The sequence below is a fragment of the Bradyrhizobium betae genome, assembly GCF_008932115.1.
GTDB classification, from domain to species: domain Bacteria; phylum Pseudomonadota; class Alphaproteobacteria; order Rhizobiales; family Xanthobacteraceae; genus Bradyrhizobium; species Bradyrhizobium betae.
This window is the reverse complement of record NZ_CP044543.1, coordinates 6396074-6409135: the sequence shown is the minus strand read 5'-3', so window position 1 is coordinate 6409135 and position 13062 is coordinate 6396074. Positions and strand designations below refer to the sequence as shown.

At 64.9% G+C, this 13062-nt stretch carries 11 protein-coding genes; 6 read left to right on the top strand and 5 right to left on the bottom strand.

The window, feature by feature from the left end; genetic code table 11:
- Positions 1-93: 93 nt before the first annotated feature.
- Positions 94-2394, bottom strand: a complete 2301-nt coding sequence (locus tag F8237_RS30895) for a GumC family protein (RefSeq protein ID WP_151649883.1) — start codon at positions 2392-2394, stop codon at positions 94-96.
- Between the two features lie 201 nt (positions 2395-2595).
- On the opposite strand from F8237_RS30895, the gene F8237_RS30890 reads away from it, so the two are divergent.
- From F8237_RS30890 to F8237_RS30880, 3 genes are all read left to right on the top strand, one after another.
- Positions 2596-3729: a glycosyltransferase family 4 protein gene (locus F8237_RS30890; protein ID WP_151649882.1), complete on the top strand. Its 1134-nt coding sequence runs from the start codon at positions 2596-2598 to the stop codon at positions 3727-3729.
- 118 nt (positions 3730-3847) lie between these two features.
- Positions 3848-5395, top strand: a complete 1548-nt coding sequence (locus tag F8237_RS30885) for an undecaprenyl-phosphate glucose phosphotransferase (RefSeq protein WP_151649881.1) — start codon at positions 3848-3850, stop codon at positions 5393-5395.
- Positions 5396-5556: 161 nt separating this feature from the next.
- The gene (locus tag F8237_RS30880) at positions 5557-6813 is read left to right on the top strand and encodes an O-antigen ligase family protein (RefSeq protein ID WP_162006287.1); all 1257 of its coding nucleotides are present in this window, start codon (positions 5557-5559) and stop codon (positions 6811-6813) included.
- A 122-nt stretch (positions 6814-6935) separates the two neighbouring features.
- On the opposite strand, the gene F8237_RS30875 is transcribed toward F8237_RS30880, so the two are convergent.
- The 4 genes from F8237_RS30875 to F8237_RS30860 are packed head-to-tail and all read right to left on the bottom strand — an operon-like array spanning position 6936 to position 10877.
- A complete protein-coding gene (locus F8237_RS30875; RefSeq protein ID WP_151649879.1) occupies positions 6936-8117 on the bottom strand; it encodes a saccharopine dehydrogenase family protein in 1182 nt (393 codons plus the stop codon).
- Positions 8118-8130: 13 nt separating this feature from the next.
- Positions 8131-9309, bottom strand: a complete 1179-nt coding sequence (locus F8237_RS30870) for a saccharopine dehydrogenase family protein (protein ID WP_151649878.1) — start codon at positions 9307-9309, stop codon at positions 8131-8133.
- Positions 9310-9318: 9 nt separating this feature from the next.
- Positions 9319-10101 (bottom strand): DUF169 domain-containing protein, encoded by a 783-nt coding sequence (locus F8237_RS30865; protein WP_151649877.1) that lies wholly within the window; start codon positions 10099-10101, stop codon positions 9319-9321.
- 59 nt (positions 10102-10160) lie between these two features.
- Positions 10161-10877, bottom strand: coding sequence for a YdcF family protein (locus tag F8237_RS30860; protein WP_244626023.1), 717 nt, complete (start codon positions 10875-10877; stop codon positions 10161-10163).
- A gap of 232 nt (positions 10878-11109) precedes the next feature.
- Here F8237_RS30860 and F8237_RS30855 point away from each other — a divergent pair, with 232 nt between their 5' ends.
- The 3 genes from F8237_RS30855 (at position 11110) to F8237_RS30845 (ending at position 13001) form a co-directional block, all read left to right on the top strand.
- Positions 11110-12051, top strand: a complete 942-nt coding sequence (locus F8237_RS30855; protein WP_151649875.1) for an acetamidase/formamidase family protein — start codon at positions 11110-11112, stop codon at positions 12049-12051.
- 200 nt (positions 12052-12251) lie between these two features.
- Entirely contained in the window at positions 12252-12449 is a 198-nt protein-coding gene (locus tag F8237_RS30850; RefSeq protein WP_007603456.1) for a hypothetical protein, read from the top strand.
- Between the two features lie 72 nt (positions 12450-12521).
- Complete coding sequence (locus tag F8237_RS30845) at positions 12522-13001, top strand: GcrA family cell cycle regulator (protein WP_151649874.1); 480 nt, start codon at positions 12522-12524, stop codon at positions 12999-13001.
- Positions 13002-13062 lie beyond the last annotated feature (61 nt).

Here is a 13062-nt window from a genome sequence, read left to right as displayed (position 1 = left end):
ATGGTGGGCACGGCGCAAACGCGCCTTTGCCCACCCTACGATTCCGAACTCCTGGAGAGAGATCCCTCACCCGCCTCCCGCAAGGAGACAGGCCTACGCCGCCACCACGCGGGGCGCTTCCACTGCATTCGACGGCTGCACCGGCTTGCGCAGCATCGTCACCTCGCTGAAGCCGACGGCGCTGAGTTGCTCGCACATCAGCGTGCGCGCCTCCGGCGTCATCGACGCATCGGGCACCACGACGGCGCGGGCATTCGCCGTCAGCAGTTCCGCCGGAAGGTCCGAGGCGCTGCCGGCATCGAGCAGCACATGGTCGTAGGCGCGGAGCAGCGCGTCGACCGCCAGCGTCACCCGCGGCGATTGCAGCAGGCTGCGGTCGAAGCCGGGACGGCCGGCCATGACCAGATGCAGCCGCGAGAGCCGGTCCTTAGTGATCACCTGCGCGAACGAGGCGTTGCCCTGCATCAGTTCTGCAAGGCCGGGCGCGGAGGCATCGACGGACACGGCGGCGATCGTCGGCGAGGATGCCGCAAGATCGACCACGACGACACGGGCTTCGCGCGCCAGATGCCGGGCGAGCGTCAGCGTCGAGAGCGTGATGGCCTCGCCCGAAGCGGTGCCGAGCACCGTGATTTTCTTCGCCGCCGGGCCAGCGGCACGCACGCGCTCGGCCAATCGCTCGATCTCGTCGAATTCAGTGACGTCGGCATCGGCCGTCATCTCCGGCTGGAGCGGAGCTGGCTCTGCCATGACCGGATCGGCGATCGCCTCGACCACCGGCAGCACGACCGGTTCCTGACGAACCGGCGCCTGCGCCCGCGCCGGTACCAACACCGCCACCGCACGCGGCGCGGTCTGGCGCAACAGCTCGCCGGTGACGACGACGCCGGACGACAGCAACAGCGTCGCGATCGTCGCGATCAGCACGATCGGCAGCTTCTTCGGATAGGCCGGCGTGTTCGAGACGATGGCGCGCGAGATGATGCGGCCATCCGTAGGCGCGGTGTCGATGGTCTCGCGGGTATTGGCCTCGCGGTATTTGGCAAGATAAGTCTCGAGCAGGTCACGCTGCGCCTTGGCCTCGCGCTCGAATGCGCGGAGCTGCACGTCCTGGCCGTTGGTCGACGTCGCCTGCTTCTTCAGCTGCTCCAGGCTCAACGTCAATTCCTGCACACGTCCGCTGGCGAAGCGTGCGTCGTTTTCCAGCGAACGGGCGATCTTGGCCGCCTCATCGCGAATCTGGGTGTCGAGATCGGTGAGCTGCGCCTTCAATTCCTTGATGCGCGGATGATTGCCGAGCAGCGTCGACGACTGCTCGGCGAGCTGGGCCCGCAACGCCACCCGCTGTTGGGACGGCGTGCGCATCGATTCCGAGTTCAGCACTTCCGACGACTCGATCGGCTTGCCGCTCTGGAGCATCTCGCGGATCAGCCGCGCCTTGGATTCCGCATCCGCCTTCAGCGAGCGCGCGTTGTTGAGCTGGGTGTTGACCTCGCCCATCTGCTGGTTCGACAGCGTGGTGTTGTTGGTGCCGACGAACAGGCTCGACTTCGAGCGGAAATCCTCCACCCGCGCCTCGGCCTCGGAGACCTTCTTGCGCAAGCTGTCGATCTCGCCGGAGAGCCATTGACTCGCGTTCCTGGCCTGATCCTGACGGACATTCTGCTGCAGCACCAGGTAGCCGTCGGCGATCGAATTGGCGACGCGCGCGGCGAGATCGGGATCTGCGGACTGGAATTCGACGACGATCACGCGCGACTTGTCGACGGCGTAGGCCTGGAGCCGATCGTAGTAGGCATCGAGCACCCGCTCTTCTGGCGTCATCGAGAACGGGTCGCGGCCGATGCCGATCAGAGCCGCCAGCGACTTCAGCGGAGAAATCCCCTGGAGCACCGGGTCGAACTCGGGCCGTTCCGCAAGCTTGTTCTTCTTGATGATCTCGCGCGCGAGATCGCGCGACAGCACGAGCTGCACCTGGCTGGTGACGGCCTCGGGGTCGAGCGCCTGCCGCTCCTCGGTGCGATCGCTGTTCGGACGCAGGAACACGTTCTCGCGGCCGTCGATCAGGATGCGGGATTCAGACTTGTAGCGCGGCGTGACGAGATTGACGACCGCGACGGACGCGACGAGCGCGAGCACCGTCGGCACGATGATCCAGCCGCGTTTGCGGGCCAGCGCCGCGCCGAGCGCGTGCAGGTCGATGTCGCCGAATTCGCCTTGCGCCTGCGCTGTCGCAGCGCGCGCAGGCTTCGCTTCAACCTTGGCTTCAACCTTGGCTTCAACCTTGGCTTCAACCTTGGCTTCAACCTCGGGCGCGGTTTCGTCCTTGGGCTTCGAGACAGCCCGCTCGACCACCGCCTTGTCCTTGCCGGCACGCCAGAACGCTAAACGCATCGAACACTCCCGCAGGGCAACGCTGCGACTCTACCTCAACCGCGGCGATTACACTCCATTAAGGTTGCTGCTGGGTTAATCGCGTCACGCCGGGAGCGGCGCGCACGGTGCCGACACCGTTTGTTAACCACGAGGGCTCTTAATCCAGCTCGATATTTCGATAATTGTTCGAGCATTCGCCGCCGAGCGCTGGTTCTGATCATGCCCCCCTCTCCCGACCGGCCGCTCCGCATCCTGCACGCCGTGCGCGCTCCCGTCGGCGGCATCTTCCGGCACATCCTGGACCTTGCCAACGGTCAGGTCGACCGCGGCCATCACGTCGGAATTCTCGCCGACAGCCTCACCGGCGGGGAGCGCGCGGACAAGGCGCTGGCCGAGCTCGCGCCACGGCTGAAGCTCGGCGTGCACCGGCTGGCCATTCGCCGCGAACCGTCGCCGGACGATTTTCTGGTGTGGCTGCGGATGCGGCGCCTGGTCGGCGAGCTCAAGCCCGACGTCATGCACGGCCACGGCGCCAAGGCCGGCGCCTTCGTGCGCATGCGGCGGCGCTCGGACGACACCATCCGCATCTACACCCCGCATGGCGGCTCGCTGCACTATCCGCTGCATACATTGAAGGGCGAGTTTTATGCACGCCTCGAACGCACGCTGATGGACGCGACCGATCTGTTCCTGTTCGAGAGCGCCTTTGCCCGCGACACCTATCAACGCATCGTCGGCACGCCCAAGGGCGTGGTGCATTGCGTCTTCAACGGCGTGACGCCGGAAGAATTCGAACCTGTTGTCCTCGCCGACGACGCCACCGACCTCGCCTATGTCGGCGAGTTCAGGCACATCAAGGGCGCGGATCTGCTGGTCGACGCCGTGGCGAGACTGCACGAAGTCGGCAGGAAGGTCACGCTCACGCTCGGCGGCGACGGCGAGGAAATGGCGGCGCTGAAGGCGCAGGTCGAGAAGCTCGGACTCTCCGGCGCCATCCGTTTCATCGGCCACGTCAAGGCCCGCTACGGCTTCTCAAAGGGGCGACTGCTGGTCGTTCCCTCGCGCGGCGATTCCATGCCCTATGTCGTGATCGAGGCCGGGGCTGCCGGCATTCCCATGATCGCCGCCCGCGTCGGCGGCATCCCCGAAATCTTCGGACCGGAAAGCCCGGCCCTATTCGCGGCGAGCAACGCCGAGGCCATGGCGGAAGCGATCGCGGCCGCACTCGACGATCCCAAAGGGACCGCACAGCGCGCCTCCTCCCTGCGCGAGCGCATCTCCGCCCATTTCTCCCAGCAGGCCATGGTCGAGGGCGTGCTCGCGGGTTATCGCGACGCATTTGCCAATCATTAACCATCCTTAAGGCCGCTTTAGAGAATCTTCCGATTTGTCCGATAGTCGATGGGCCAGGGGATGCTCGCCCGGGGCGCAAAGTCGCGGCCCGAGGGCTTTTGGAATGGACGGGACGCCCGTGGAACCGCTCAACGCACGCTCGATGCTGGATGCTGCGACCACCGCGGCAGCCAAGCCGGCTGACCAACCCTTCGTCGAACGCCGCCGCCGGCTCTCGCCCGCAGCGCTCGAAATCGTCAACCAGAAGGTCGCCCGTGCCTATTCGCCGATCGTGATCACCGGCTTCGTGCGCGTTGCCGACTTCGCACTGCTCAGCCTGGCCGGCATCGCACTCTATGCCGGCTATGTCGTGCCGCTCGTCGGTTTCAGCTGGGCTTATCCTGCGCAGATCGTCGCCGTCGCGATCGCCGCCGTAATCTGCTTCCAGGCCGCCGACATCTATCAGGTGCAGCTGTTCCGCGGACAGCTCCGGCAGATGACGCGGATGATCTCGTCCTGGTCGTTCGTGTTCCTGCTCTTCATCGGCATTTCCTTCTTTGCCAAGTTCGGCACCGAGATCTCGCGGCTGTGGTTGGCCGCCTTCTATTTCCTCGGGCTCGCGGCGCTGATCGTCGAGCGCCTGATCCTGCGCTCGCTGGTGCGCGGCTGGGCACGTCAGGGCCGGCTCGACCGCCGCACCATCATCGTCGGCTCCGACAGCAACGGCGAGCAGCTGGTCGAGGCGCTGAAGGCACAGGAAGATTCCGATATCCACGTGCTCGGCGTGTTCGACGACCGCAACGACAGCCGCGCGCTCGATACCTGCGCCGGCGCGCGCAAGCTCGGCAAGGTCGACGACATCGTCGAATTCGCACGCCGCACACGTGTCGACCTCGTGCTGTTCGCACTGCCGATCTCCGCGGAGACGCGCATCCTGGAGATGCTGAAGAAGCTCTGGGTGCTGCCGGTGGACATCCGCCTGTCCGCGCACACCAACAAGCTACGTTTCCGTCCCCGCTCCTACTCCTATCTCGGCGAGGTGCCGACGCTCAACGTGTTCGAGGCGCCGATCACCGACTGGGATCTGGTGATGAAATGGCTGTTCGACCGCATCGTCGGCGGCTTCGCGCTGCTCGCGGCCCTGCCGGTGATGGCACTGGTGGCGCTGGCGGTGAAGCTCGACAGTCCGGGCCCCGTGCTGTTCCGCCAGAAGCGCTTCGGCTTCAACAACGAGCGCATCGACGTCTACAAGTTCCGCTCGATGCACCACCATCAGGCCGACCCGACGGCTTCGAAGGTCGTGACCAGGAACGATCCGCGTGTCACCCGCGTCGGCCGATTCATCCGCAAGACCAGCCTCGACGAGCTGCCGCAGCTCTTCAACGTGGTCTTCTCCGGCAATCTCTCCCTGGTCGGCCCTCGCCCGCATGCGGTGCAGGGCAAGCTGCAAAGCCGCCTGTTCGACGAGGCCGTCGACGGCTATTTCGCCCGCCACCGCGTCAAGCCCGGTATCACCGGCTGGGCCCAGATCAACGGCTGGCGCGGCGAGATCGACAATCAGGAAAAGATCCAGAAGCGCGTCGAGTTCGATCTCTATTACATCGAGAACTGGTCGGTGCTGTTCGACCTCGTCATTCTCCTAAAGACGCCGATCTCGCTGCTGACCAAGAACGAGAACGCGTATTGAGTTGAGTTTCTCCGTCATGCCCCGCGAAGGCGGGGCATCCAGTACTCCGCGGCGCCAGTCATTTTCCGCAATAGGCGCCGCGGAATACTGGATCGCCCGGTCAAGCCGGGCGATGACGGCGTGTCCGGTGACGTACGAGTAGCGTAAGGCGTGAGCGTATAATGGCGTATGCGGCAACAGCCGGGGACATGAATGCAGCGGTTCGCGCTGCACCCGGCGTGCTGGCCCTGCAGCGCGCGCTGGTGTGGCTGGTCGGCGCGTCCGGGGCGATCGTCTTCATCGAGCCGAGCCCCTATGAGATCGTGACGCTGCTCGCCACCGTCACCTTCTTCGCCACCGGCCTGCGCCTGCGGCTTGCCCTGATGCCGCTGGTGCTGATGCTGGTCCTGCTCAATGTCGGCTACACCATCAGCGCGATCCCGCTGTACGAACAGCCCGAGGTGGTGAGCTGGATCGCGACCTCCTGGTACATGGCGGTGACCGTGGTGTTCTTCGCCATGGTCACGTCCGAAGACACGACGGCCCGACTCGACATGCTCCGCCGCGGCCTCGTGGTCGGCGCGATGGTTGCCTCGCTGTCGGCGGTCGCCGGCTACTTCCACCTGATCCCCGGCGGCGACGATCTCCTCACGCTCTACGGACGCGCGCGCGGCACGTTCAAGGACCCGAACGTGCTTGGCGCCTTCCTGATCCTGCCGGCGCTGTTCGCGCTCCAGAGCGTGGTCTCGGACAAGCTCGGCAAGGCGCTCCGCAATGTCGTCGCGTTCGGCATCATGTCGCTGGCGATCCTGCTCGCGTTTTCCCGCGCCGCCTGGGGTGGGCTGGTGCTGACCTCCGTATGCATGCTGGCGCTGATGGTGCTGACCAGCCGTACCAACGCGCAGCGCTCGCGCATCATCATCATGGCGATCGTCGCCGCGGTGCTGGGCCTCGCACTGATCGCGGTGCTGATGTCGTTCGATTCCATTGCCGAGATGTTCAAGCAGCGCGCGAGCTTCGACCAGAGCTATGACGAAGGCCGCTTCGGCCGCTTCGGCCGGCACATCCTGGGTGCGGAGATGGCACTCGACCTGCCGTTCGGCATCGGCCCGCTGCAATTCCATCGCTTCTTCCCCGAAGACACCCACAACTCCTATCTCAACGCCTTCATGTCCGGCGGCTGGATCTCCGGCGTCTGCTATCCCGCGCTGGTCTTCACCACCGTGATCACGGGTATCAGGCACATCTTCGTCCGCGTGCCCTGGCAGCGCGCCTATCTCGCCGTCTTCTCCGCCTTCATCGGCACCGTCGGCGAAAGCTTCGTGATCGACACCGACCACTGGCGGCACTTCTGGATGATGCTCGGCGCCATGTGGGGCATGATCGCGGCCGCGCAGGCCTACAGGATCAGGGCTGCGGACGAAGCTGCTTCAGCTTGAGATAGGGACGCTTCTGCCACGCCGGTGCCGTAGGGTGGGCAAAGGCGCAACGCGCCGTGCCCACCGTCCATCTCCAATCGCAACAATCGTGGGCACGCTCCGCTTTGCCCACCCTACGAAAGCTAAGCCCGGGTTTCGACCTCAAACGTCAGCCCTGCATTGTCCACCAGCCGCTTGATCAGCTTGTGCTGCATCGCCGCGCCCGGGGTCCACAAGCCCGCTGGCACATCCGACGCATCTCGCAACAGACAGATCGCGCATTCGGAAATCATCTTTGCCGTTGACGCATAGCCGGGATCGAGATCGCCCCTTACCGCCGCACGAACCTGACGGCCATCAGGTGCAACCGCGACATAGAGCAGGTCGTAATGACCATGGTCGCGCTCTTCCTTCGACGGCCCGTCGCCGAGCTTGAGCGCATCGGGACCGGTCTTTTCACTGTTGGCCGCCATGACGAGCTTCGCATTGGACAGCCCCTGATCGCCTGCGCCGGTCAGCACCATCTCGTCGTAGACGAAATCCCTTCCATACGGGAATCCCATCAGCATATTCGAGCGATGGACGTTGCGGGTGTTGAGGATCGCCATCGCAAACGGGGCGGACCAGGATTGCAAATCCTCTTCGAAAACGGGCTTGTTGCCACGGGGCTGTTTCGGCCCCTCGAATCCCGGTGTGAAGGCGAAGGGATCCTTGAGGATCGACACCAAGCTGAGATCCTGCGCAACCGCTTCGAAGGTCATCCTGGCGCTCGCCGAGGTGCCGCCGGAGAACTTCCAGCTAATGTCGCGGACGCGGCCCTTGACGCGCGGTACCGCTGATCCGAACACGCGGCGCGCTTCCTCCTGCACGAAGAACGCACCGAGCTCGAAGGGGATGGAATCGAAGCCGCAGGAGAACATGATGCGCGAACCGCTCGCATTCGCGGCCACCTCGTACCGGTCGATCATCTGCTTCAGCCAGATCGGCTCGCCGCAGAGATCCATATAGTCGGTGCCCGACGTGACGCAGGCGGCAAGCAGGTCGGAGCCGTAGAGCTGATAAGGTCCGACCGTCGTGACGACCAGCTTCGCCTGATCCACCATCGCGCGCAGCGACTCCGGATTGGCGGCGTCCGCGACGATCAGCGGCGTGTCCTTGGGCGCCCCGATCGCATCGCGAACGGAGACGAGCTTGTCCTCGCTGCGCCCGGCCATCGCCCAGGACGGCGCGCCGCGCCCGACATAGTTCGCAGCGAGATATTCGGCTACGAGCTGGCCGGTGTATCCCGTTGCGCCATAGACGACGATGTCGAACTTCTCGGACACGGACCCGGGGTCCCTATGTTTCCACCTCGAACGTCAGCCCTGCATTCTCCACCAGCCGCTTGATCAGCTTGTGCTGCATCGCCGCGCCTGGTGTCCAGAAGCCGGCCGGAACGTCCGTCGCGTCGCGCAGCATGCACATCGCGCATTCGGAGATCATCTTCGAGGTCGAACCGTAGCCGGGATCGCGGTCGCCGGTGACGCCGGCGCGGACCGTGCGGCCGTCCGGTGCGATCGCGACATAGAGCAGATCGAACAGACCGTTTTCACGCTCTTCCTTCGAAGGCCCCTCGCCCGGTTTCGGTGCATCGGGGCCGGTCTTTCCCGCGTTGGCCGCCATCACGCGCTTGGCGTTGGCCTCGCCCTTCTCGCCGGGGCCGGTCAGAACCATCTCGTCGTAGACGAACTCCTGGCCGTAGGGAAAGCCCATCAGCATGTTGGAGCGATGGACGTTACGGGTGTTGATCAGCGCCATCATGAACGGCGCGGCCCAGGATTGCAGATCCTCTTCGAAGAAGGGCTTGTTGCCCTTCGGCTGCTTGGGGCCGGTGAAACCGGGCGTCAGCGCAAAATGATCGTTGAGAATGGCGACAAGGCTGAGATCCTTTGCGACAGCATCGAAGGTCGCCTTCGCGCTCGCGGCGGTGCCGCCCGAGAGCGTGCCGCGCATGTCGCGCACGCGCCCCTTCACGCGCGGGGCGGGTGCGCCAAACACACGCTTTGCTTCCTCCTGCACGAAGAACGTCCCGAGCTCGAACGGCACGGAATCGTAGCCGCAGGAGAACACGATGCGCGCGCCGCTCTCCTTGGCTTCCGCCTCGTACTTGTCGATCATCTGCCGCATCCAGACCGGCTCGCCGCAGAGATCGAAATAATCCGTGCCGGTGGCGACGCAGGCAGCCAGCAGGTCCTCACCGTAGAGCTGATACGGGCCCACGGTGGTGATCACCGACATCGTCTGCTCCGCCATCGCCTTCAGCGAGGCCGCGTCCGACGCATCAGCGACGATCAGCGGCGTATTGCCGGGCGCGCCGACCGCATCGCGTACCGATTTGAGCTTGCCGAGGCTGCGACCCGCCATCGCCCATTTGAGCGCGTTGTCGCCCTTGTAATGCTGGGTCAGATATTCAGCGACGAGCTGACCGGTGAAGCCGGTCGCGCCATAGACGACGATGTCGAATTTCGTGGAGCTCATGGTCGGCCTTTATTTCTTTGCGTAACTTACGCCCATGCCGGCACGGACGTCGCTTTGAATACCATAGGGCGGGATCGGATAGCGCAGGCCGTTCCTGGCCAGCGCCTTCATACCCTCGATCGCCTTGGCGAGATGTTCCGGCTTCAAGGCCATCAGCATCTCCTCGTCCGGCACGCCGCCATAGCGCCGTTCCGCATAGCATGGCAAGGACAGGCTGGGCTCACCGGATTTGAGTGCCCGCCCCCAGGAATCCGCGCAGGCGGTCTCGCCGACCACACCCCATTCGAACTTCTTGTAGCCGGTATATTGAAGCCCGTTGATCAGGATGATCATCTGCCCCGGCGTCGCATAGACGAGGCAGATGTCGGGCTGATCGAGCCGGCCGCTCGCGAGCGGACTGACCGCGAGCGCCTGGTACTGCCCGAACGGAACCACGTCGAGCGCCTCCTGGCGCTTGCGCGCGTCTTCCGCCGTGCCGTGCCAGACGCCGACATAGTTTTCGCCGGCGAGCCATTTTTCGTCCTGCGGCGCAAGACCGATCACCGCGCGGCACTGCGCGCCGACGAGATCGTCGCCGGTGATGCCGACGGTCCAGCCGAGCCGCGAGGCCATGCTGACGATCTGGTCGGTGGTGTGAACCGCATTGGGCCGCCGGATTTTCGGGATCGCCTCCATCTCCGAGGCGCGCGCGAACAGCTTCATGCCGATCACTGTCGTCTTCAGCCGCAGCAGGCTGTTGAGGTCGGCGACGAGGCCGGCAAGATCGATCCTGTCTGCACTGTGCTGTTGCATGGCGTCCTCCCGGCCGGCGGTCGCGCGCCGGCGCTGTGTTCTTGTTTTGCGGTCTCGTTCTAGTCCTTGCCCGGTCCCGGAAGCAACTCGCCGGTCCGACCCATCAGGCGGTACGCCAGAAGACCGATCCATTCGCGCACGGCGATCTCGGTTTTTTCGAGCCCATCCTTGCCGGCATGGGTGAACGTGAAGAGCTCGTCGCGGCCCCCCATCCGCCAGTCGACGGGATAGGGCTCGACGTCAAATCCGGCCTTGCGGAAGATTCCCATCGCGCGCGGCATATGGAAGGCGGAGGTGACGAGCAGCCAGCGCTCGCCCGGCTTCGGCGTCACCAATTGCTTCGTGAAGACCGCGTTCTCCCAGGTGTTGCGGGAATCGCGCTCGAGGATCAGCCGCTCCTTCGGGATGCCCAGGCTTTCCAGGATCGGCGCGGAATAGTCGGCTTCCTTCGCATCCGTCGAGACCAGATTCGCCGAGCCTCCGGTGAAGACGATGCGCGCGTTCGGATAGCGGCGCGCGAGCTCGGCCGGTGCAAACATGCGATCGGCCGCGTGCGCGACCACCGGCGTGCGATGCGCTGCCGACAGATCGGTGTCGACGGAACCGCCAAGCACGATGATGCCGTCCGGCACGCCGCGCGAGGGGTCCCATGCAGGAAAGCGCGACTCCAGCGGGTACAGCAGGAGATTTCCGAGTGGCGAGAACGCGGACAATGCCAGCAGGATCAGCGTGGTGACGGCCAGCTTGCGGCCGAGCGCCGCGTAGCGCGTCAGCATCAGCAGCAGCGCCAGGATTCCGAGCTCGACCAGCAGATTGATCGGCAGCAGTGCACTGCCAAGGGTCTTGGAAAGAACGAAATACAGGGGCGCCTCGCTGGAATGATCGGACCGGGCTTGACCGGCCGGTCCATCTTCAGAAATCTTCTTGAAAGAGGATCGATCGCCCGGTCAAGCCCGGGCATAGCAGGTTCTCATGACGAGTTCTGATGAAACTGATTGGACGCGGCAAATGACCCATCACCACCTGCATTCCAGCCCCGAGACCTGCCATTGGGGCTTCTTCGAAGCCGCGCTCGAGCCCGTCCTCACCGTCAAGAGCGGCGACGAGGTAACGGTCGACACCATCAGCGGCGGCCCGGACATGCTGCCCGACCGCAACACATTTCACATTCCGCCGGAAATGTTCGAGGTCCACGCCAGGAACGAGCGCATGTTGCCCGGCCACATCCTCACCGGCCCAATCGCGGTCGAGGGCGCCGAGCCCGGCGACGTGCTCGCGGTCGAGATCCTCGACGTCCAGCTCCGGCAGGACTGGGGCTGGAACATGATCAAGCCGCTCTCGGGCACGCTGCCCGACGATTTCCACGAGACGCGTATCCTCAACATCCCGCTCGACCGGACGCGGATGGTCGGCCGCATGCCGTGGGGTTTGGACCTGCCGCTCAAGCCGTTCTTCGGCGTGATGGGCGTGTCACCACCGCCGGCCTGGGGCCGCATCTCCTCGCTGGTTCCGCGCGCGATGGGCGGCAATCTCGACAACAAGGAGCTCGGCGCCGGTGCGATCCTGTACCTGCCGGTCTTCGTTCCGGGCGCGCTGTTCTCCTGCGGCGACGGCCACGGCGTCCAGGGCGACGGCGAGGTCTGCGTCACCGCGATCGAGACCGCGCTCCAGGGCCGCTTCCGCCTGACGCTGCGCAAGGACCTGCGGTTCGACTATCCCCGCGCCGAGACGGCCACGCACTACATGACCATGGCGATGGACCCCGATCTCGACCAATGCGCGGTGCGCGCGCTGCGCGACATGATCGTGCTGCTCGGCGAGAGGCGAAACCTGTCGCGCGAAGACGCCTACACGCTGTGCAGCCTGGCGGCCGATCTGCGGGTGACCCAGACCGTCAACGGCTCCAAGGGCATCCATTGCATGATCGAAAAGGCGATCGTGCACGGCTGAGCCGGCCGCCCTTCCCTCGCCTGACGACGCCACGCCGCCGCCCGGGATCCCGCGCGGCGCGCGGCGTCGTGTCAATTTTTATGTGCAATTTCAACGAGCTGCGCCACGGCATCAGTCAGCATTTGACTTCCGCCATCGAACCTAAATAGAGTCTTAATCGTTACTTTTATGTATCTGAGTATGAGGCTAGCGTTCGGACCATGGCCACCGAAAAAGCCGAGACTGACCGCATTCCCGTAACCCTGGCGCTCTCGACCATCACCTACCTGGAGAAGTTGGTGAGACAGGGCACCCACGGCACCAGCGTTCCCGGCGTCGCGCGTACCTTGATCGAGGAAGGCATCCGTCTCGCCATCAAGGACGGGCTTTTGTCGATTCGCGACAACGGCAGGACGTGAGCGCGCGCCGGACGTGAGGCGGACGGATCTCGCAAGGCGGATGGCCGACATCTGCAACCTGGGACCGTACCAATGCCTGTTCTCTCACCGACCTGGACCAACGAACGAATCGAGCTTCTGAAGCAGCACTTCGAGGCCGGCCTCTCCTGCCGCGAGATCGCCGCCGACATCGGCGTCAGCCGCAACGCCGTGATCGGCAAGCTGTCACGGCTGAACCTCACGCGCGGCAGGACCGTCGACGACCGCAAGATCCAGGACAGGAGTGCTGCGTCGGGGCGCGCGATGCGCGCCGTGCCGCGGCTGCAATACCAGATGCTCGCCACGATCTACGGCGAGACCGATGCGCCGGTGGTCGCAGGTCCCATCGACGACGCCAATCGCTGCTCGCTGCTGGAGCTGTCCGAGAACCGCTGCCGCTGGCCGATCTCGACGCCGGGCGCGGAGGATTTCTGCTTCTGCGGCAATATCGCGCCCGACAGCCAGCCCTATTGCACTGGCCATAGCCGCCTCGCCTACCGGCCGAACTCGCGCGCCCGCGTGATGCGCGGCTGAAGAGTTCTCTGCGTAAACAGAAAAACCTCCGGCAGGGCACTACCGGAGGTTTCTGGAGGTC

Coding starts and splice junctions, on each gene's coding strand:
- F8237_RS30850 (WP_007603456.1), top strand. CDS start 12,252: ATGGCCACCGAAAAAGCCGAGACTGACCGCATTCCCGTAACCCTGGCG.
- F8237_RS30870 (WP_151649878.1), bottom strand. CDS start 9,309: ATGAGCTCCACGAAATTCGACATCGTCGTCTATGGCGCGACCGGCTTC.
- F8237_RS30860 (WP_244626023.1), bottom strand. CDS start 10,877: ATGCTGACGCGCTACGCGGCGCTCGGCCGCAAGCTGGCCGTCACCACG.
- F8237_RS30890 (WP_151649882.1), top strand. CDS start 2,596: ATGCCCCCCTCTCCCGACCGGCCGCTCCGCATCCTGCACGCCGTGCGC.
- F8237_RS30865 (WP_151649877.1), bottom strand. CDS start 10,101: ATGCAACAGCACAGTGCAGACAGGATCGATCTTGCCGGCCTCGTCGCC.
- F8237_RS30855 (WP_151649875.1), top strand. CDS start 11,110: ATGACCCATCACCACCTGCATTCCAGCCCCGAGACCTGCCATTGGGGC.
- F8237_RS30895 (WP_151649883.1), bottom strand. CDS start 2,394: ATGCGTTTAGCGTTCTGGCGTGCCGGCAAGGACAAGGCGGTGGTCGAG.
- F8237_RS30880 (WP_162006287.1), top strand. CDS start 5,557: ATGGCGTATGCGGCAACAGCCGGGGACATGAATGCAGCGGTTCGCGCT.
- F8237_RS30845 (WP_151649874.1), top strand. CDS start 12,522: ATGCCTGTTCTCTCACCGACCTGGACCAACGAACGAATCGAGCTTCTG.